The organism is Parasphingorhabdus litoris DSM 22379 (assembly GCF_020906275.1).
Lineage (GTDB): Bacteria > Pseudomonadota > Alphaproteobacteria > Sphingomonadales > Sphingomonadaceae > Parasphingorhabdus > Parasphingorhabdus litoris.
In genome coordinates this window covers 230,808-249,332 of the sequence record NZ_CP086727.1, presented here as the reverse complement: position 1 = coordinate 249,332, position 18,525 = coordinate 230,808, and the positions used below count along the sequence as shown (strand labels likewise).

The 18,525-nt window shown below is 51.8% G+C and carries 19 protein-coding genes; 13 read left to right on the top strand and 6 right to left on the bottom strand.

The genetic code is table 11. The features are described 5' to 3' along the window. Window positions 1-67: 67 nt before the first annotated feature. Window positions 68-436, bottom strand: a complete 369-nt coding sequence (locus BS29_RS01280; RefSeq protein WP_229955252.1) for a CC_3452 family protein — start codon at window positions 434-436, stop codon at window positions 68-70. A gap of 171 nt (window positions 437-607) precedes the next feature. Here BS29_RS01280 and BS29_RS01275 point away from each other — a divergent pair, with 171 nt between their 5' ends. Continuing rightward, window positions 608-1,159 carry a winged helix-turn-helix transcriptional regulator gene (locus tag BS29_RS01275; RefSeq protein WP_229955250.1) on the top strand — a complete coding sequence of 184 codons (552 nt, stop codon included), beginning with the start codon at window positions 608-610 and terminating at the stop codon, window positions 1,157-1,159. An 82-nt stretch (window positions 1,160-1,241) separates the two neighbouring features. On the opposite strand, the gene BS29_RS01270 is transcribed toward BS29_RS01275, so the two are convergent. Both BS29_RS01270 and BS29_RS01265 read right to left on the bottom strand, forming a co-directional pair. Further along, complete coding sequence (locus tag BS29_RS01270) at window positions 1,242-1,958, bottom strand: GNAT family N-acetyltransferase (protein ID WP_229956911.1); 717 nt, start codon at window positions 1,956-1,958, stop codon at window positions 1,242-1,244. An 8-nt stretch (window positions 1,959-1,966) separates the two neighbouring features. After that, the gene (locus tag BS29_RS01265) at window positions 1,967-2,326 is read right to left on the bottom strand and encodes a VOC family protein (RefSeq protein WP_229955248.1); all 360 of its coding nucleotides are present in this window, start codon (window positions 2,324-2,326) and stop codon (window positions 1,967-1,969) included. Window positions 2,327-2,464: 138 nt separating this feature from the next. On the opposite strand from BS29_RS01265, the gene BS29_RS01260 reads away from it, so the two are divergent. The 3 genes from BS29_RS01260 (at window position 2,465) to BS29_RS01250 (ending at window position 5,106) form a co-directional block, all read left to right on the top strand. Continuing rightward, window positions 2,465-2,929 (top strand): Lrp/AsnC family transcriptional regulator, encoded by a 465-nt coding sequence (locus BS29_RS01260; RefSeq protein ID WP_229955246.1) that lies wholly within the window; start codon window positions 2,465-2,467, stop codon window positions 2,927-2,929. 66 nt (window positions 2,930-2,995) lie between these two features. After that, complete coding sequence (locus BS29_RS01255; RefSeq protein ID WP_229955244.1) at window positions 2,996-3,181, top strand: hypothetical protein; 186 nt, start codon at window positions 2,996-2,998, stop codon at window positions 3,179-3,181. A 107-nt stretch (window positions 3,182-3,288) separates the two neighbouring features. Beyond that, entirely contained in the window at window positions 3,289-5,106 is a 1,818-nt protein-coding gene (locus BS29_RS01250) for a WG repeat-containing protein (RefSeq protein ID WP_229955235.1), read from the top strand. Window positions 5,107-5,372: 266 nt separating this feature from the next. Here the strand turns inward: BS29_RS01250 and BS29_RS01245 are convergent, their stop codons facing one another. Further along, window positions 5,373-5,954 (bottom strand): HD domain-containing protein, encoded by a 582-nt coding sequence (locus tag BS29_RS01245; RefSeq protein WP_229955233.1) that lies wholly within the window; start codon window positions 5,952-5,954, stop codon window positions 5,373-5,375. 97 nt (window positions 5,955-6,051) lie between these two features. Here BS29_RS01245 and BS29_RS01240 point away from each other — a divergent pair, with 97 nt between their 5' ends. Together BS29_RS01240 and BS29_RS01235 are read left to right on the top strand one after the other, a co-directional pair. Beyond that, a complete protein-coding gene (locus tag BS29_RS01240) occupies window positions 6,052-7,281 on the top strand; it encodes a sensor histidine kinase (protein WP_229955231.1) in 1,230 nt (409 codons plus the stop codon). After that, window positions 7,278-8,078: a LytR/AlgR family response regulator transcription factor gene (locus tag BS29_RS01235; protein WP_229955229.1), complete on the top strand. Its 801-nt coding sequence runs from the start codon at window positions 7,278-7,280 to the stop codon at window positions 8,076-8,078. The genes BS29_RS01240 and BS29_RS01235 overlap by 4 nt, the downstream gene beginning before the upstream one ends. Here the strand turns inward: BS29_RS01235 and BS29_RS01230 are convergent. Further along, window positions 8,075-8,533, bottom strand: a complete 459-nt coding sequence (locus BS29_RS01230) for a nucleoside deaminase (protein ID WP_407673734.1) — start codon at window positions 8,531-8,533, stop codon at window positions 8,075-8,077. The genes BS29_RS01235 and BS29_RS01230 overlap by 4 nt on opposite strands. Before the next feature lie 181 nt (window positions 8,534-8,714). Here BS29_RS01230 and rpmB point away from each other — a divergent pair, with 181 nt between their 5' ends. Then, window positions 8,715-9,002, top strand: coding sequence for a 50S ribosomal protein L28 (rpmB, locus tag BS29_RS01225; protein WP_229955227.1), 288 nt, complete (start codon window positions 8,715-8,717; stop codon window positions 9,000-9,002). A gap of 18 nt (window positions 9,003-9,020) precedes the next feature. On the opposite strand, the gene BS29_RS01220 is transcribed toward rpmB, so the two are convergent. After that, window positions 9,021-10,085, bottom strand: a complete 1,065-nt coding sequence (locus tag BS29_RS01220; protein WP_229955225.1) for an esterase-like activity of phytase family protein — start codon at window positions 10,083-10,085, stop codon at window positions 9,021-9,023. 149 nt (window positions 10,086-10,234) lie between these two features. On the opposite strand from BS29_RS01220, the gene BS29_RS01215 reads away from it, so the two are divergent. The 6 genes from BS29_RS01215 to BS29_RS01190 all read left to right on the top strand — a co-directional run bounded on the left by BS29_RS01215 (window position 10,235) and on the right by BS29_RS01190 (window position 18,522). Continuing rightward, complete coding sequence (locus BS29_RS01215) at window positions 10,235-10,945, top strand: CoA transferase subunit A (protein WP_229955222.1); 711 nt, start codon at window positions 10,235-10,237, stop codon at window positions 10,943-10,945. After that, entirely contained in the window at window positions 10,942-11,580 is a 639-nt protein-coding gene (locus tag BS29_RS01210) for a CoA transferase subunit B (protein WP_229955220.1), read from the top strand. Before BS29_RS01215 ends, BS29_RS01210 begins: the two co-directional genes overlap by 4 nt. Window positions 11,581-11,790: 210 nt before the next feature. Continuing rightward, complete coding sequence (locus BS29_RS01205) at window positions 11,791-12,195, top strand: MucR family transcriptional regulator (protein ID WP_229955219.1); 405 nt, start codon at window positions 11,791-11,793, stop codon at window positions 12,193-12,195. 422 nt (window positions 12,196-12,617) lie between these two features. Then, a complete protein-coding gene (locus BS29_RS01200; RefSeq protein WP_229955217.1) occupies window positions 12,618-15,752 on the top strand; it encodes a TonB-dependent receptor domain-containing protein in 3,135 nt (1,044 codons plus the stop codon). 186 nt (window positions 15,753-15,938) lie between these two features. Then, a complete protein-coding gene (locus tag BS29_RS01195) occupies window positions 15,939-17,126 on the top strand; it encodes an FAD-dependent monooxygenase (RefSeq protein WP_229955216.1) in 1,188 nt (395 codons plus the stop codon). Between the two features lie 103 nt (window positions 17,127-17,229). Continuing rightward, entirely contained in the window at window positions 17,230-18,522 is a 1,293-nt protein-coding gene (locus BS29_RS01190) for an efflux RND transporter periplasmic adaptor subunit (protein ID WP_229955214.1), read from the top strand. Window positions 18,523-18,525 lie beyond the last annotated feature (3 nt).

The window sequence follows — 18,525 nt, the reverse complement described above, 5'->3', positions numbered from 1 at the left end:
TGAGTGTGACCGGCCGGGCCATTTGCGTGGCCATAACGGGATTGAGTGGCCGGTCGTGAAGACGTGATTATTTGCGGTTTGCTATCCGTTGCTTGCCGCCGCTTTTGTCGCCATTGCACTTGGCCAGCGCCTCGGCATCCACAGCTTCGCCTTTGTAGGTAAAGGACGCTAATGGGCCGACTTTGCGGGACAATTTTGCACAAACGGTCTTGAATGATGAGCCACTTTTAGCGCCTTTGCATTCGGTGCCGGCACAGTGCATGACCGTGCCCTTAATAATGTGGCGGGAGGCTTCCACGGGCTGTTGCAGCTCGGCCGTGTAGGCCACTGGCTTGGTACGCGCATTGGCGGCGCTTGCCGTAAAAATGAGCGTAGATGTTAAAATCGCGACAAACAGCATGGCTATGTGGCGCAATGGGCTTTGGGAGATAAGCATTTTCTATTCCTTTCAAGTCATCTGAACCCTTGTTGTGCGCCGGTATCCTGGGGAGAAAAATCGGCTTGCAATTTAGGTTGCGAATCAGTACCTATATAAAAAGGTTTTAAGTTGCAACTAAAAACTTATATTTTTTTTGGGACTTAGCAGAAACTGGTCTAGGTAAGGTACATGCATAAACTAACGGAAAATCTCTCGGAACTCGGAACAGGCTGCTCTTTGCCCATCTCTTTGGAGGTAATTGGCGAGCGCTGGTGCTTCATGATCTTGCGCGCATCATTTAACGGCGTGCGCCATTTTGAGGATTTTCTTAGCGAGATTGGTATTGCCCGGAATATATTGGCCAACCGCCTGACCCGGCTGGTCGAAGCGGGCATCATGTCGCGCCGCCCGTGCGATCATGACAAACGTAAAGTCGAATATCGCCTGACCGACAAAGGTGCGGACCTGCTGGCCGTCATCGTCGCCATTCGTCAATGGGGCGAAAAATGGGAAACCGGTGTGCGATCCAATCCGGTGCTGGCCGACGCCAAAGATCGTCAGCCGATCAGCCAAATCACCATCCGCGCCCATGATGACCGCATTCTCGGCCTGGAAGATCTCTGCTGGATTGATGAAGCAGAACTGGAAAGCCACGCCAGAGACGACAGCAAGGGCGCATCAGATCGCGGTGACATGGTGGTGCGTCATCTGAAGGAAATTGGCGAACCTTCTGCGGCTTGAGCGCAGGGTTTCGCGGTTTTCGGCACAATGTCGTGTAGCCGTTCAAGAAACAAACAGACGATCCCAATTCGGTTCCTTCGTCCTATTGCGCCGCAGTTTTTATAAACTCTCCAAGAGATTTCTGTTGTTTGCCAGAAACTGGATCGAGATGATCAAGCCAAAGTTCAAAAGCCGTTTCCAGATCATCCCATTCACTATGGGTAATCGAATACCAGGCGGTATCGCGGTTCCTCCCCTTGTAATTTGAAGCATTGCGGAAAACCCCCTCATAGAGAAAGCCAAGTCTCTTGGCAGCTTCGTGCGATGCTGCATTCAAATTATCTAACCTCCATTCATATCGCCGATAGTGAAGGGCTCTGAACGCATGACGCGCCATAAGATACATTGCTTCGGTTGCCATTGCCGTGCGCTGCATGGATGGCGCGAAGTTCACGTGCCCAACTTCGATGGAACCATGTGACGGAGATATGCTGCAATATGTGGCCATGCCCAAAGCCCGCCCCGTGTTTTTTTCGACAAATGCATAGAAGAACGGGTCTGCCGAAAAGCAGTAACCCTCCATCCACTGCACAAATGCGCCAAAGCTGCTGAAGGGTCCATAGCGCATATATGTCCATGTCCGGCCACTTGTGTCTTCCGACAGCGCTGCAAAAAGGCTTTCGCTATGCGTATCGACGCAAAGCGGTTCAACACTACAAAATTTGCCCGTCAGACGGCGGCGATCCGGCAAGATCGCGCCTTGCCAGTCGCCCAGACATTCCCCGACAGGTTGGCCCAGATCATTAAGGAAGATTTTCATCACGGCTGCTAATCCTCATTGTGGCTGACAAATTCTACCAGTCGGCCATCGGGATCTCTTAGATAAGCTGCATAGTAATTTGGGTGTATGTGAGGCGCCAAACTGGGTTCGCGGTCAAGAGTGAACCCTTTTTGGCCGGCCAGAGAATAGACCCGGTCCACTGTTTTGCGATCACTTGATTGAAACGCATAATGCACCTCGGAAGATGGTTCGCCTTGAACGATGAAAAAATCCATTCGCTCGTCATTGCCAAATCCCTTGACTGCATCATCAATCTTCAATGCATATCCGACAGGTTCCAATACCGTTTTGTAGAAGTCGCATAGCAAATCAACATCACGCGTTTGAACTTCCAGATGGTCTATCATTTTTAATCCTTTTTTCGCTCGAGCACTTATCGGCCCGCCGACAATTTCTAAAGATTTTGAATGATGCCGTAATCTCACTAATCGAATTATTTTGAATGATTTGATTCTATCTGAGAGAATATGCGATATAAATTGATCATGAAACATAAAATAGACGAATCAGATCGCATCATCCTTGATCATTTACAGAATGATGCTGCCACATCGATCCACGCCCTGGTCGACAGCACTGGATTGTCTTCGGCATCCGTGCAAAGACGCTTGAAGCGCCTAAGGTCGGACGGAGTCATCGACAGAGAAGTCGCGATATTGGACCCGGAAGCCATGGGCCAGAAAATGACCTTCATCGTCATGGTCGAGTTGGAGCGGGAAAGCCTGGATCAACTCGATGCGTTCCGGCGCAAGATCGAAAAAGAACCGCATGTTCAACAATGCTATTATGTGACCGGCGATGCGGACTTCATTCTCATCTGCCTAGCGCCGGATATGAAAGCATTTGAAGAGCTCACACACCGGCTTTTTTTCAAGAACCAGAATGTGCGGCGCTTTCATACTAATGTTGTGATGAGCAAAACGAAAACCGGCCTTTCCGTTCCGATATAACCAACAAGCTGGCGGCTGGCATCATGGCACAAGCCTGAAGATGTCCGCTTTGGCGAAAAGGCCGCTATGTCAGCCGAGCCGCCAATAGCGATCAAAAATTATCTATCCGGACAGATCAACCGAGGCGAACATGTGGTTGTCCCGCGCGATAGTGCCTTCTTCATCTATAGCGTGCCAATCATCAGTGCATTCAATCTCGCGCTCCACTACTCCATTGTGCCCGAGGCGATCCATATACGTTCAATGCGTTGAGTGGGTCACTGCCATTGATTCACACACTCGATAAGTGCAAATGTGCGCTCCGTACAGAAAAGTCCGCGCCAAAGGGCGAGCGGTCCCACAAATCAGGATTGACAATTGTGCAACCTCTTTCGACGACAACAATCAAAAGGCTGGCATTGGGAGCAGCCCTCACGATCACCGCTGTGGGAAGCGCCGCCCAAGCCGATGCAGACAAAAATCTGGAAGTGAGCGCAGCATCTTCTGCGGCCTGTGAGGCAAGACTGGGCGACTTGGTCGCCCCTGAGGCTGTTGTTACAGACCATTCAAGCAGCATCACCGATCCCTTTTGGATCGGTTCTTTTGCGCCTTTCCGATGCCCCCTTCTGATCGACGGGGTGGAAAGACCCGTCCAGATATCGGCCGCGACCCGACCTGATATCAAGCGGCTTTCAGCGCCAGACGAAGACATCGGCGCGATTACAGTTCTCGACAAGCGCGATACGCAGATCATCGTGGCCGCCGATGATCCGACGAAGGTCCGGGCCCGGCACCTCCGCAAGATCAACGGGATTCCGGTCCTCTTCGAGGCAAGCCCCTCTACCCTGCCCGCTGCACATAGTGTTCTGGATGCGATGAAGAGGTTTGATCTGGGCAGTCTCAAGATCGAGCGCAGCTGGAAAAAGCATGCAGGCCAGTTCAGCCGGCTCGACAGCATCGACGGTGCGCCCGGCTTCTACAGATTCAGCCGCGCCAACGAACCGTTTCGCTACGGCGTTGTTTCGGACGCTGGAAAGATCCTAATAGCCCCCGAATTCGAGCTGATCACAGCCACAGCGCGCGGTTTCATAGTCAGGACCAAAAACGACAGCCAGTGGGGCCTTTACGCCTTGGACGGCGAGGTAATCCTGCCTGCCGAATATCGGACCATCAGCGATCAGGGAGAGGACCGAGCCCTCATCTATCATCTCGACGGGAACGAGCAAGTCTATGACGTCAACAGTCGTAGCTTTCTGGGCGGCAAGCATGAAAGCATAGACTTTGTTGATGGACGCGACCTGGTGATCGTGCACGACGAAGGGGAATACCGCCTAATGACCCGTGATATGATCCCCGCAATTGAAGGCGCCTTCAGCCGGGTGATGAAAGTGAGGGATAATCGCCTGATTGTCGGAATAGACGGCAAAGAGGGGTTGATCGACGAGAATTGGGAATATCTGATTCCGGCTGAGTTCAACCGACTCTGGCCACATTCTAAGCATGGCCTGCTCTATGGTCGACGCGATGATGCGCAGATGTATTTCGACTATGATGGACGGGCGCTCACGCCGCCCGGTTGGTCCGCGCATTATGCACCATCGGACGAAAAGGGATATCTTACAGTCAGCGATCCTTCAGGCCGGTTCGGCATCCTCAAGAAGGATGGAAATGTTCTGATCGAGCCCAAGTTCTCGCAGGCCTTCCAGTTCCGCGAAGGCTATCTGCCCGCCGCCATTCCCGGCGCGGACGGTACGCAGAACGGCCAACGCTTCGGTCTCGTAGATGAAAGCGGTACAGTCGTCATCCCGTTTGAGTACGAAGTCCTGCAACTGGTTTTCGATGGACGCCTATGGGCCAAGCGAGACGGCAAATGGGGCCTCATCAACACCGATCAAAGCATTGTCACCGAATTCACCATCGACGAAATTTCACGCCATCGAAAACAGTATGATCGTGAGACGAGGTCGGATATCCGGCTGATGGTGGCGCAGCGCGATGGTCACTACGGGATTGTGCGCCACGATACTGGCGCGACTGTTGTGCCCTTTGAATATGACGCAGGGCGTGCCGCGACATTGGAGTTGCGCAAGGGCGATGAATGGCTTTCCTACCCCTGTGGCTTCGGGCTTGGCGGAGACCAGTGCGGGAGCCGCCCGGGTGTTATCAGGACCGCCCCGGCCCGCCGCCCAAAAGACTAAACCCCCCGCGCTGTTGCCGGGCGGTCTCAGAATAACACGAGGCGCCAGAGCAAGCCTTCTAGACTTGGCGCGACCATGTATCCTACCTGTTCACGTGTGTTGAGTCATATGCGGCCAGCTGGGAGCCCACGTGGAGCTGCGCAAAAAGCTACCGCTAGACAAAACAACTTCAAATGTCTGCTTTCAAAAAAAAGCCGCCACGACGATGAAAGCGCCAATCAATCAAATCTCAATTGATTTCATCAGGAAGAATTGGCGGCCAAAACCTATTCATTCACATAAATGCTGTTAATCGGCCGGGCCATAACCTTGCGGACAATCGGCTCGAAAAATTCCAACGGCGCGCTTTCATAACTGGCGTCAAAAGCTGCTTGATCATATTTTTCACAAAATTCCGCGCAGTCTTCAAAATGTTCATGGCCGCGGAATTGTTCGCGCATGTCGCGATCCTGTCCGAGATGGTGGAAAAAATAATAGCCCTGAAAAATGCCGTGTTTCTCGGTAATCCAGTGCAGTTTTTCGCTCACAAAGGGCTTCAATATCGCCGCCGCGACATCCGGGTGATTGAAAGTGCCCAAGGTGTCCCCAATATCATGGAGCAATGCCATCACCACATAATCATCTGGCCGGCCATCGCGATGGGCACGGGTTGCGGTTTGCAGGCTATGTTCCAGCCGATCGACCGGAAATCCGCCATAGTCGCCGTCTAGCAGGCGCAAATGGTCGAGGACACGGTCAGCCACTTTGCTGGCAAAAGGCATGTAATGGCTGCCAATAATATCCCAGTCTTCTTTGGTCCCTTCTTCCATCGAAGGAAATTTTGCTCTGATTTCATTGGGGCCGCCCATGGCTCTCTCCTCTTGTACGCATCTTGAAAATGCTTTTTCTCTCATGAGTTTATGCGATTCTTTCCCAAACGGCAATGCCGCGCTATAGATAGGATATATGGCCGTTATCGAAATCCGTCCTCAGCCTTTTTTTGGCAATAAAAACCGCGCCTTCTGGAACCTGCAATCCGCTGGTTGGGCCGGAGTATTGGCGCTGCGCGGATTGTCCGGCATTTCCAATGGCTTGCCACTCAGCTTTTTGATTCCGGCGATTATCGGCACGATCACAGGCTATTCGATTTCACTGCTACTATCGGTCCTCTACCGCAACCTGCTCAACCGCAAACCGATAGTGACCTGGGGCGTCACGGCCGTTTCTCTGGCCATTGCCGCCTCTCTCTATGCGTTTATTGATGCGTGGGTTTTTCAGATTCAGAACCCCAATACGGAAACGGCTTTTGGTACGCTATATCTCGGCGCACTGTTCCTGGGGATCATGCTGCTGGGCGCATGGTCGGCTTTATATTACGCAATCAACTTTTTCCTGCGGGTTGAGGAACAAAATGACCAGCTTCTGCGCCTGGAAACACAGGCAACACGGGCCCAACTGGCGATGCTGCGCTATCAGCTCAATCCCCATTTCCTGTTCAATACGCTAAACAGCATTTCGACATTGGTGCTGTTGAAACAGACTGAGCCGGCCAATGCGATGCTCTCAAGGTTATCATCGTTCCTGCGCCATACATTGGTCAACGAAGTGCATAGCCGGGTTACCCTGGCCCAGGAAGTCGAGACACTGCACCTCTATCTTGATATCGAAAAAATGCGCTTTGAAGAGAGATTGCGGCCTAGCTTTGATATCGATCCAGCCGTTCGTGAAGCCTTATTGCCCTCTTTATTGCTCCAACCACTGGTCGAAAATGCCATCAAATATGCCGTAACCCCGCTGGAAGAAGGCGCGGAGATTGCGGTTTCTGCTTCACTCGAAAAGGATATGGTCAAGATCATCGTGTCGGATACCGGCCCCGGGAAAAGTGGTCCGATAACAAAAACAAATGATTCTACCGGTGTCGGTTTGGGAAATATTCAGGAGCGATTAAACCAAGCTTATGGAGAAGCGCACAAGTTCGAGATTCAGTCATCAGCAGGAGGCGGTTTTTCTGTGATCATAACATTGCCATTTGAGACCAGAGAACAGATTCAAAAAGAAGCCGCGCAGGACAGCGCAACAACCGACCAGATCAGGAACGAAGCTATTTTTGGGGAGCATGCATCCGATAAAAGCCATGGGGGTCTCGTCACCGCTCCCGCTATGGCTTCATCGCACCAAAAGGATATGAATCCATGACGATAAAAACGATATTAGTCGACGACGAAAAACTGGCTATTCAAGGCCTGCAGATTCGCCTGGAAAAATTCGAAGATATCGAAATCATCGACACTTGCAGCAATGGCCGCGAGGCGATCCGCAAAATCAAGACCTTAAAGCCGGATCTCGTCTTTCTCGATATCCAAATGCCTGGTTTTGACGGCTTTTCCGTCGTTCAGGGCATTATGGAGATTGAACCGCCCTTGTTCATCTTCGTGACTGCCTTTGCCGATCACGCTGTCCGCGCCTTTGAAGCGGAAGCCGTCGACTATCTCGTCAAACCGGTTGAACCCGACCGGCTGGCTGATGCACTGGAACGGGTGCGCAACCGCCTCACCGAAAAACGCGGTGCGGAAGAAATTGAAAAGCTGAAAAATGTACTCAGCGAAGTCGCGCCAGCGGCAATGGCGGATCTCGAAAATGCCGAGGAACCTGCCGCGGCCAGCCGCTACGAGAAGCTGATCAACGTGAAAGACCGCGGCCAGATTTTCCGGGTTGATGTCGATACGATCGAGCGAATCGACGCCGCGGGCGACTATATGTGCATCTATACCGCCGATAATTCGCTGATTCTGCGTGAGACCATGAAAGATCTCGAGAAACGCCTGGATCCACGCAATTTTCAACGGGTGCACCGCTCTACGATCGTCAATCTGGGTCAGGTGCGAGAGGTTAAACCGCATACCAATGGCGAGTGTTTCCTGATTCTCGGGTCAGGCGCACAGGTCAAAGTGAGCCGCAGCTACCGCGACGTTGTCGCGCGCTTTGTGCATTAGTCACGACGCTCACCAAAGAACTCACGGAGCAAGGCAGCGGATTCGGTTTCATCGAATCCAGCATATATTTCAGGCACATGATGACAGGTGGCAGCGACGAAGAAATGGACGCCGCTGTCCACTGCTCCGCCTTTTGGATCAGCTGCGCCATAATAAAGTCTTTTGATTCGCGCATGAGCGATCGCTCCAGCGCACATAGTACAGGGCTCCAGCGTTACCCACAGGTCGCAATCCTCTAACCGGTCCGCACCCAACGCACGGCAAGCCTGACGTATTGCAACGATTTCGGCATGGGCGCTGGGATCCTTGTCGGTGCGCGTCAGATTATAGCCACGCCCGATAATCTCTCCGCCGCGAACGATCACCGCACCGACGGGGACTTCTCCGACCTCTGCAGCTTTGCGAGCCTGTGCCAGTGCTTGCGGCATATAGGAATGAAAGCGGTCATGAGCCATGATCGCAGCGATTAGCGCGAAGCAGTGGCAATGACCAGACGCCCTGGCCCCGAGACCAATGAATATCATCGAAATAGGGACCGGAAATCTGCCTACAGTGCTTGACGGACCGTCCTTTTGTAGCTAGGTGCGCTGTCTTTCCCACGGGAATCACTCATTAACAAGAAATTGGACAAGTAAGATGTCGCGGATTTGCGAACTGACAGGTAAGACTCGGCTGGTAGGCAATAACGTATCGCACGCCAAAAACCGTACCAAGAAAACCTTTTTGCCGAACCTGCAAAATGTAACCTTGTTGTCCGACGCTCTTGGCAAAGGCATCAAGCTGCGCGTTTCGATGCATGGCCTGCGTTCGGTTGAACATGTTGGCGGTCTGGATAACTGGCTGCTCAAGACATCCGACGATAAATTGAGCCTGCGTGTACGCCGCCTCAAAAAAGAGATCGCGAAAAAGCAGACTGCTGCTTAAGATCCGCGTTTAATCCAACTATTTGGGGATTGTCGAAAAGCCGGGGCTCGCCTCGGCTTTTGTTTTTGGAGAATCGGGTGCTTCTTCAGGCTGTGGCTCTTCCGCTTTGCGTTGCTTTCGCTTTTCCTTGCCGGGCAGCAAGCGGAATTTCATCAATATGCTTTGCTGAATCGGATTGAAATTGTCATCTGAGGCTATCCAGATGATCGTATCATCGCCCTCAACCGTGACCGCCAGAGCTTCCATATTGTCCACTGTTATGGGCGGTTTAAGCGTCGCGATCCGCTGCGATGTCCAGATCTTGCCCGCCGCTATCTGCGATAGATCACCTATAGATATAATCGCCGAGACTCCTTCCAATGGTGTAAAGCGTCGATGCAGTAGTAACGCGCGCCCGTCGGGCAATAAGGCTGCATCGGTGATTTTATATCCACGTGGCGGACGATATCCAAACCGCTGAGGGATATTGCCCGCCTCGGCAGGATCGCCTTCAAATATCAATGCCTGATAACCACCCTTTGCATAGTCCGCAGACTCGGAGAAAACCAGAAAGCGATCTGCCTTTTCCCCGTTGCTCGGCAATCGCAGCATGGCTTCGGCCCCGCTGTTCAAAGGCCATTTCTGCATGGCCTTGACCTTATGCTCTGCCTCTTTGCGCGCAAAGGATGGGCCATAGCGCCAAATGCTATGATAGCGCTCATATCCCACCCAATATCGACCTGTATCTGGATCATGAACCAGTGATTCCGCGTCCCAATTCTGTTTCGCAAATTCATTTGCAACAGGCGGACCGTCAGGCAATGGCTTGATATATGATCGTTTCGCTAATCCCTTTTGCTCATCAAGTGTAAACCCGATCAGCACACCGGAGTCACTTAACATGACAAACCGACTCTCCGGCAGAGCGAGCATGGACGAAATGCCGCCAAACCCATCATTGTCACTGGTCATTTTCCAGCCGGCCAGAAATCCGAGCCGCCCGGTTTTGGAACGCTTGGGATCTTCAGCGTTGAAGCTGATCGCCTCTAACCGGATATATTGACTGTCATTTTTCGGCGGAGGCAGCCCATGAATATAGGTCACCGGTACAAGGACAAAAAACAACGAGAGACATGCGAATATTCGGGTCACGAAGCCGCCCATAACCGATATGCCGAAGCAAATATATTCTAATCTGGACGATCAGCCGAATCTTCGGCTAATAGCCCGAAAGACTAGCGAAAAGGCTCAATATGAAGAAGATTTACTCTGATGCCGCATCGGCGCTGGACGGGCTGCTATTTGACGGCATGCATTTATGTGTCGGTGGCTTTGGGTTGTGCGGCATTCCGGAACGCCTGATCGATGCGCTTCAAGCCGATGGGGTTAAAGACCTGACCATTGCATCCAACAATGCCGGGATCGACAATGAGGGGCTTGGAAAGCTGTTGCGCTCCAGACAGGTCAAAAAAATGATCTCTTCCTACGTTGGGGAAAACAAGGAATTTGAGCGGCAATTTTTATCGGGCGAATTGGAAGTGGAATTCTGCCCGCAAGGGACCCTGGCGGAACGTTGCCGAGCTGGCGGCGCCGGAATACCCGGTTTCTACACCAAAACCGGCGTTGGCACACAGGTGGCTGAGGGCAAGGAAGTAAAAAATTTCGATGGTGAGGATTATATACTCGAGCGCGGCATATATGCCGACCTCTGCCTGATAAAGGGATGGAAAGCGGACAGGGCCGGCAATCTGATCTTCCGCAAAACCGCCCGCAACTTCAATGCGCCAATGGCGACCGCTGGCAAGATTTGCGTGGCAGAAGTCGAGGAAATCGTTGAAATTGGCGAACTGGATCCGGATGCCATCCATCTACCGAGCATCTATGTCAAACGCCTGATCGACGGCTCACCTTATGACAAGAAAATCGAGTTTCGCATGACCCGCGAACGGGAGAATGCATCATGAGCTGGGATCGCAACCAAATGGCCGCACGGGCGGCGCAAGAGCTGCAAGATGGTTATTATGTCAATCTGGGCATTGGCATTCCAACCCTAGTGGCCAACCATATTCCGGCTGGCGTTGAAGTTACGTTGCAGTCGGAAAACGGCATGCTGGGCATCGGACCTTTTCCCTATGAGGACGAGATTGATGCAGACCTCATCAATGCAGGCAAGCAAACCATTAGCGAACTGCCTTCCTCAAGCTATTTTGGCAGCGCCGACAGCTTTGCGATGATCCGCGGCGGGCATATTGATCTGACTGTATTGGGCGCGATGGAAGTGGCCGAAAATGGTGATATTGCCAATTGGATGATCCCGGGCAAAATGATCAAGGGGATGGGCGGCGCCATGGACCTGGTAGCCGGCGTGAAGAAAATCATCGTTGTAATGGATCACTGCGCGAAAGATGGCAGCCCCAAGTTCATACCCACCTGCACCTTGCCGCTGACCGGTACCAATGTGGTCGATATGATTATCACCGATTTGGCTGTATTTCACCGGACTGATCACAGCAGCCCTTTCAAGCTGATCGAGTTGGCGCCTGGCGTAACGGCTGACGAAGTTGCCGCAAAAACAACAGCGTCCTTTACCCAAGATTAGAGGCAAGAATATTGGTATGCTGGGCGTTCCATTGCCCATAGTAGCGATATGCACCCCATTGACTGTAGTAAACAATTGAAAACAAGTGACAAAGAACACTTGATTTATCGCCCCGTGCAGCACATCAATAAATTATATCCAAAATGGATGTAATTTATATATCGACTAGAATTTAAGGTATTTGGGGAAATATCGGGATCGGGGACCAAAATGGCAGAAATTGATAATCGAATGGACGAAACATTAATTGCTCTTACATCACAAATCGTGGTGGCACATGTTAACAACAACAATGTTGCTGTTTCGGATTTACCGACATTGATAAACAGTGTGCACGGCGCCTTGTCGGATCTTAACGGAGAAGCGGGAGGGGCCAAGACCAAGCAAGAGCCGGCTGTTCCGATCGATCAGTCGATCAAAGCGGACCATATTGTTTGTTTGGAAGACGGAAAGAAATTCAAAATGCTCAAGCGGCATTTGATGACGCGCTATAATATGACGCCCGAAGAATATCGCGCCAAATGGGGTCTGCCGCCTGACTATCCGATGGTTTGCTCAAACTATTCGAAAGTGCGCAGCGGTTTGGCCACCAAAATCGGCCTTGGCCGGAAATAAAGCCAGCTTTAACGCACTTTGAGTTTCAACGGCACCTGACCCATCGGTGTGGGCGGCTTCGCATATCATGTTTCGTTGCGACCTTTTGGTCACGAACGCTTCACAGCACCCGTATCCATACCGCAAGATGGTCTGGACTGGAGCTAATGGGCCCTACAGCACGTTCAGCCCCAGGCACCTGTTCGCTTAAGCCATCAGCGACATCGTGAAAATCGCGGTGGCGAGGAAAGCGCTTTATTTCCCTATAAATCAATAATTTAGATGCATTAACATCACTATAAATTTCGATTTACATATCTGTAAATCGACCGTTGCGGTAAAACTTCATACAGTTCACAATATTGAAAATACGGCGTTATTCTATTGCTGAACAGCCCCTTATATTATTTGGTTGCCCCCGTAACCAAACAGGGGAATCCAAAATGCGATCCAATTTTAAAGCTCCAGCTGTGGGCAAATGCCTTGCTTCCGTCGCCATTATGGCGCTGGCTGTATCCACCACGACAGCCAAAGCGCAAACAAATGATAGCGATAATCAAGAAACGGCCGAAGGGGACGATGCCAACGATGCAGAATCCACCATCGTTGTCACTGGCACTCGCATTCAGAATCCGAATGTATCTTCACCAGTCCCGATCACCAGCGTGGAAGTGGAGGACCTTGTGAGCACGGGCAGCGTATCATTAGGTGATGCGATCAATGAGCTTCCAGCCCTTCGTTCGACTTTCAGTCAAGGTAATTCCACACGTTTCATTGGTACAGCGGGCCTAAGCTTACTGGATTTGCGTGGATTAGGCACCGAGAGAACATTGGTTCTTGTCAATGGCCGTCGCCATGTCACGGCATCACCTGGTGATTTCCGGGTGGATGTGAATACCATCCCCATCGATCTGGTAGAACGAGTGGACATTGTAACCGGCGGTAACTCGGCTATTTACGGTGCCGATGCAGTTGCTGGTGTTGTCAATTTTGTGCTCAAACGTGATTTTGAAGGTATCAGATTTCGGGCACAAAGCGGAATTTCTGACGAAGGTGATCGCGCAGCATCTTTCGGCAGCCTAACTCTAGGACAAAATTTCGCTGATGGTCGCGGAAATGTTGCGCTGGCACTCGAATATGCGGATTCCGATCCCTTGTTCAACATTCAGCGCGACAACATCACAGGTGCATCTTCGGGACGCAACCAGTTTCAGCTGGTAGAAGACCGAACAGGCGAACCAAGTACTGGCAACGGTATACCAGATCGCAATTTCATCCGCGGAGTTCGGAACAACAATATTTCCGATGGTGGTTTGTACACTTCGGTCTGCCCTAGTGCGGTAGATGCTGCAGATCCAAATTTTGCTGCCATACAAGCTCGAAGAGCCGTCAATTGTACCGGCCTTTTCGGAACCAGCGGTGCAGAGTTGGGGAGAACTTTCGTTTTTAACGAAGCTGGTAGTCTGATCGCCAATCCGATCATTACCGATTTCAGGCCGTTTGGGTCAGGTAACGCTTTTGGCGGCCTGGGCTCCACGCTGAATAACACCGGGATGTTGCAAGCCGGCCTTGAGCGTTATGCGGTGAACTTTCTGGCCAGCTACGAAATATCAGAGGCTTTCAGACCCTTTATCGAGGCCAAATATGTCCGCATTGATGCGCTTCAAGAAGGTCAGCCAACATTTTTCAACAACACCTTCAGCATCGACAACCCCTTTCTGAATGATGAAAATAGGGCGCTGTTAGTCTCAAGTTTGGCGGATGGAGCAACAACCTTCAGCGCCTTCCGGTTCAATACCGATTTTGGTGGACGAGGCGAAGAGCATCGCCGGGAAACCTATCGCATCGTCGCCGGAATTGACGGTACCTTCAATGATGATTGGAAATATGAGCTGGCATTTAACTATGGCAGGTTGGAAACATTCTACGAAACGAATGGTAATGTTCTGATCAACGAATATTTCAATTCCATCAATGCCGTTCGAAACGCGAGTGGAGACATAGTTTGCGGCATTAATGCTGACGCGGACCCAACTAATGATGATCCTGCATGTGCGCCTGCAAATCTTTTCGGTTCAGGCAATATATCGCAAGCAGCGCTGAATTATTTCGGATACACATCATCCCGTGATGAGAAAGCCGAACAATATAGTGTCACCGCTTTCGTCGCTGGTGACAGTTCGCAGCTATTCGAACTGCCTGGCGGCCCGGTCGGGATCGTAATTGGCGGGGAGTATCGTCGTGATACGGCTTTCTCAGCATTTGATGAAGTGACCGCCAGCGGAGCAACATTTCTAAATGCGATCGCCGATTTTGACCCTCCGGCGGCTGAAGTCTGGGAAGCATATGGAGAGATCAACATTCCACTTCTGGCTGATATACCTCTCGCCGAAGAACTGTCTTTCCAAGCAGCGGGGCGTGTTTCGGACTATAACAGTGCGGTTGGTACCGTCTTTGCCTATAACTTATCTGGTACCTATGCGCCAATCAGAGACCTTCGCCTGCGTGTTGGCTATGCAGAATCGGTTCGTGCACCTTCTTTGTCGGATCAATTTTCCACAGGTTCACAGACCTTTGTAAACGGGTTGAACGATCCGTGTAGCGCCGACAATATTGCCAACAACCCAAATCGTGCGGCGAATTGTCAAGCTGATCCGAATGTGCCGGCCTTCAATCCAGATGGTGTGACGCCGTTCACCAACCTTCCTGGTTCAGGGGTCCGTGGTATCAATGCGGGTAATCCCGACATTACAGAAGAAAAAGGGGAAAGCCTGACCATCGGTGCGATATATCAACCCAGTTTCATCCCGGGTCTGACAATCGCAGTAGATTATTATGATATCACTGTAAAAGACGTGATTTTCACACTCACCGGACAGACGATTATCAATCAGTGCTATGACAATCCGGGCGGCATTGACAATCCATTCTGTGCGGCAATCTCGCGGCGACCAGATGGTACATTTGCAGGTCAATCTGATCGCATATTGAATGGTGAGACCATTGCTTTGCCAGTTGTAGGGGATTCTTTCCGGGCTGGCCCATTTAACTTTGCGAGACTGGAAACGTCAGGTATCGACTTGGATCTCAACTATACTGGTGACATCTTCGATGGTGTTCAGCTGAACACCCGGCTCTTGTTGAGCTATCTCATCAAGCGCAACCAGTTTACGGACGTAACACAACCTGACTTTGCCGATCGTTTGAAAAGCGAATTGGGTGACCCTGAATGGGCAGCGACATTCCGGGCGGGATTGGATTTTGGCGATTTCGACTTCACATACGAACTTCGCTATATCGGCAAGCAAACAATCGCGCTCGACTATGAAGATCAAAATTCATTTAATGGCGAACCACCTAGAGATCCGGATGCCTATCCGCAGGTATTTTACCCTGACGTTTTCTACCATGATATTCGCATGGGTCTGGATGTAAATGATCGCTTCCGTTTCTACGGCGGTATCGACAACGTTTTTGATCGCCTGCCGCCGCTCGACCTCGATGGTACCGGACAAGGTGACGGGATTTTCAACAATACGGGTCGATTCTTTTACGCTGGTGTTGAAATCAATTTCTAGACATCAGAAACAGCATATATAGTCAGAAAGGCCGCATTTTTTGCGGCCTTCTTTTTGCAAGCTCGCGCCGCTGGCAATCGCTTCTCAGCACCAGATTGGATTTTCAATAACCTCAATCTCTGATACGCCCCATTTCATGCCATTACTCAGCATTCAGCGCTTAAACTTCCAACCGGCGACAAAATCATGAAAGCAGTCATCGTTGGTGGCGGGATTGGGGGGCTAAACGCAGCGCTATGTTTCAACCATTTCGGCTGGGACGTCGAGATATTGGAACAGGCTTCCCAACTAGAAGAAGTCGGCGCGGGTATTCAGATCAGTCCTAACGGAATGCAAGTGCTGCGCGCGCTGGAAATTGACAAACCGATTGCATCAACCAGTTTTATACCCCGTGCGACCCAATTTCGGATGGGACAATCCGGCCGGGTCATCATGACTCAAGATATGGGCGAGCGCCTCGAAAAGAAATGGGGCGCACCATATCTCCATGTTCATCGCGCTGATCTTGTGTCGGTCATGGCAGATATGTTGGATGCACGCTGCCCTGGCTCGGTGCGGTTGGGGACCACGGTTACCGGCTATGGTCAAGATGATCAAAAAGCCTGGGCAAAACTAGACGACAACACAACCGTCGAAGGCGATATCATAGTCGGCGCAGATGGAATAAAATCAATCATACGCACGCAGATGCTGGGACCAGAAAATCCGCGCTTTACCGGCAATGTGGCTTGGCGCGCCGTGGTGCCGGTTGCCAAACTTGACCGTAACATGCCCTTGCCGGTTGCGAGTGTCTGGCTCGGCGACGGCAAGCATGCCGTCACCTATTTGCTCCGCGGCGGCGCGCTTGCGAATCTAGTTGGCGTGGTGGAACGAGATGACTGGCATCAAGAAAGCTGGACCGAACAGGGGACGCGCGAACAAGCGATGGCGGATTTTGCAGATTGGCATCCAACCATCACGACTTTGCTGGAACAGGCGGATCAGCATTATCGCTGGGCCCTGTTTGATCGCGATCCGCTGGACCAATGGGTCGATGGCAGAGCGGTCTTAGTCGGTGATGCTGCCCATCCGATGCTGCCGTTCATGGCGCAGGGAGCGGTGCAAGCGATGGAAGATGGCTATGTGCTGGCGCGCAATTTGACCGAGCACGATAATCATGAAACTGCCCTGCATCAGTTTTTCAATGCACGGCGGGACCGAACGGCGACCGTGCAAAAAGCCGCGCGGCGCAATATGGAGATTTTTCATCAGCGCACAGCGAGCGGCAAGCTCAGCACTTATGGATCAATGTGGCTGGCCGACAAAATGCCAGGCCAGGAAGCGTTCGACGCCCAGATGGCATGGCTTTATGGTCATGATGTGACGGCAGGTTAGGATGTTCGCTATTGGCTCAGGCGATGGATAATTATCGCGTGCCCATATTGCCTATATGCCAGACGCCTGTCATACTGCCCTATATAGATAAGACAGGGGAAAGTTGATTATTACACGGTCTCTGGCGTGGATCCGTCTCCACCCCGTCATCTCGGGCTTCATCGCACTTGTCGTAATCGCCCTGCTTTACAAGCTCATCGTCCCTGCTGCGCAATCCTATGAATATGTTGCCGAACCCGTGTCTCGGGGCAGTGTGGCCCGGGTGGTTTCAGCCAGCGGAAAATTGCGAGCGCTCAATACGATCAACGTGGGATCAGAAATTTCCGGGCAAGTGACGGATGTCTATGTCGATTTCAATTCGCCAGTCACTGCCGGTCAAGTACTGGCCAGAATCGATCCTACGCGAATCCAGGCCCGCGTCACGCAGGCGCGTGCGCAAGTCGCCTCTGCGCAGGCCACGCTGGCGCAAGCCGAAGCATCAATCATCCGCGCGCAAACCGATTTTGAGGTCCAGAGCCGCGAGTTCGAACGCCAAAAACAATTGGCCGACAAGGGCTTTGTATCCAAGGCCGGCATTGACCAGGCACGCAATGCGCTCGCCAATGCCCGAGCCGCGCTAAGCACGGCACGGGCACAAGCGCAAAGCGGACGAGCACAAATTGCCCAAAGCGAGGCGGAACTATCCTCCGCTCAGCTTGACCTTAACCGCACACGCATATTGGCACCGACCAGCGGAGTGGTGATCAACAAACTGGTCGAACCGGGCACCACAGTCGCTGCAAGCTTTCAAACACCTAACCTGTTTGAGATTGCCGCCGACACCAGTCGCATGCAGGTCGAAGCCTCAGTCGATGAAGCCGATATCGGGCAGGTCCGGGTGGATCAGCTGGTACGCTTTACCGTCGATAGCTATCCCGACGACACATTTGTCGCCAAGGTCGGACAGATCCGCAAATCAGCAACCGAAGAGCAGAATGTGGTGAGTTATCTTGTCATTCTCGACGTCGACAATAAGGAAGGCAAATTGCTTACCGGCATGACCGCCAATGTCGAAATTGTAACTGGTACCAAAACGAATGTATTGCGTGTTCCGGCACCGGCCATCCGCTTTCGCCCGCGCAAGAGCGACCGGCCAGACGAGGACAAGGATCAGCAAGAGCAATCTGGCAATTCTGACGAGGAAAAGCAGAAAAAGGCCCGCACCGCGCAAATCTGGATCGCTGGCGATGATCCTTACGAGCCGACCAGGCGCACAGTAACCATAGGCCTTGCTGGAGAAGATTTTGTCGAAATTATCAAGGGTGTCGAGGAAAAAGAGAAAGTCCTCGTCCGCTCCAGAAATCTCGAAAATGACGATGACGAAGAAGAGGACGAGTTTGCCCGCGGGAACACCTAGATA

What these genes read in the sequence shown, in the direction of transcription:
- BS29_RS01235 (WP_229955229.1), top strand. Translation starts at nt 7,278, where the DNA reads ATGACGATAAAAACGATATTAGTCGACGACGAAAAACTGGCTATTCAA.
- BS29_RS01255 (WP_229955244.1), top strand. Translation starts at nt 2,996, where the DNA reads ATGTCAGCCGAGCCGCCAATAGCGATCAAAAATTATCTATCCGGACAG.
- rpmB (WP_229955227.1), top strand. Translation starts at nt 8,715, where the DNA reads ATGTCGCGGATTTGCGAACTGACAGGTAAGACTCGGCTGGTAGGCAAT.
- BS29_RS01260 (WP_229955246.1), top strand. Translation starts at nt 2,465, where the DNA reads ATGAAACATAAAATAGACGAATCAGATCGCATCATCCTTGATCATTTA.
- BS29_RS01245 (WP_229955233.1), bottom strand. Translation starts at nt 5,954, where the DNA reads ATGGGCGGCCCCAATGAAATCAGAGCAAAATTTCCTTCGATGGAAGAA.
- BS29_RS01205 (WP_229955219.1), top strand. Translation starts at nt 11,791, where the DNA reads ATGGCAGAAATTGATAATCGAATGGACGAAACATTAATTGCTCTTACA.
- BS29_RS01215 (WP_229955222.1), top strand. Translation starts at nt 10,235, where the DNA reads ATGAAGAAGATTTACTCTGATGCCGCATCGGCGCTGGACGGGCTGCTA.
- BS29_RS01275 (WP_229955250.1), top strand. Translation starts at nt 608, where the DNA reads ATGCATAAACTAACGGAAAATCTCTCGGAACTCGGAACAGGCTGCTCT.
- BS29_RS01230 (WP_407673734.1), bottom strand. Translation starts at nt 8,533, where the DNA reads ATGGCTCATGACCGCTTTCATTCCTATATGCCGCAAGCACTGGCACAG.
- BS29_RS01270 (WP_229956911.1), bottom strand. Translation starts at nt 1,958, where the DNA reads ATGAAAATCTTCCTTAATGATCTGGGCCAACCTGTCGGGGAATGTCTG.
- BS29_RS01265 (WP_229955248.1), bottom strand. Translation starts at nt 2,326, where the DNA reads ATGATAGACCATCTGGAAGTTCAAACGCGTGATGTTGATTTGCTATGC.
- BS29_RS01195 (WP_229955216.1), top strand. Translation starts at nt 15,939, where the DNA reads ATGAAAGCAGTCATCGTTGGTGGCGGGATTGGGGGGCTAAACGCAGCG.
- BS29_RS01210 (WP_229955220.1), top strand. Translation starts at nt 10,942, where the DNA reads ATGAGCTGGGATCGCAACCAAATGGCCGCACGGGCGGCGCAAGAGCTG.
- BS29_RS01280 (WP_229955252.1), bottom strand. Translation starts at nt 436, where the DNA reads ATGCTTATCTCCCAAAGCCCATTGCGCCACATAGCCATGCTGTTTGTC.
- BS29_RS01200 (WP_229955217.1), top strand. Translation starts at nt 12,618, where the DNA reads ATGCGATCCAATTTTAAAGCTCCAGCTGTGGGCAAATGCCTTGCTTCC.
- BS29_RS01240 (WP_229955231.1), top strand. Translation starts at nt 6,052, where the DNA reads ATGGCCGTTATCGAAATCCGTCCTCAGCCTTTTTTTGGCAATAAAAAC.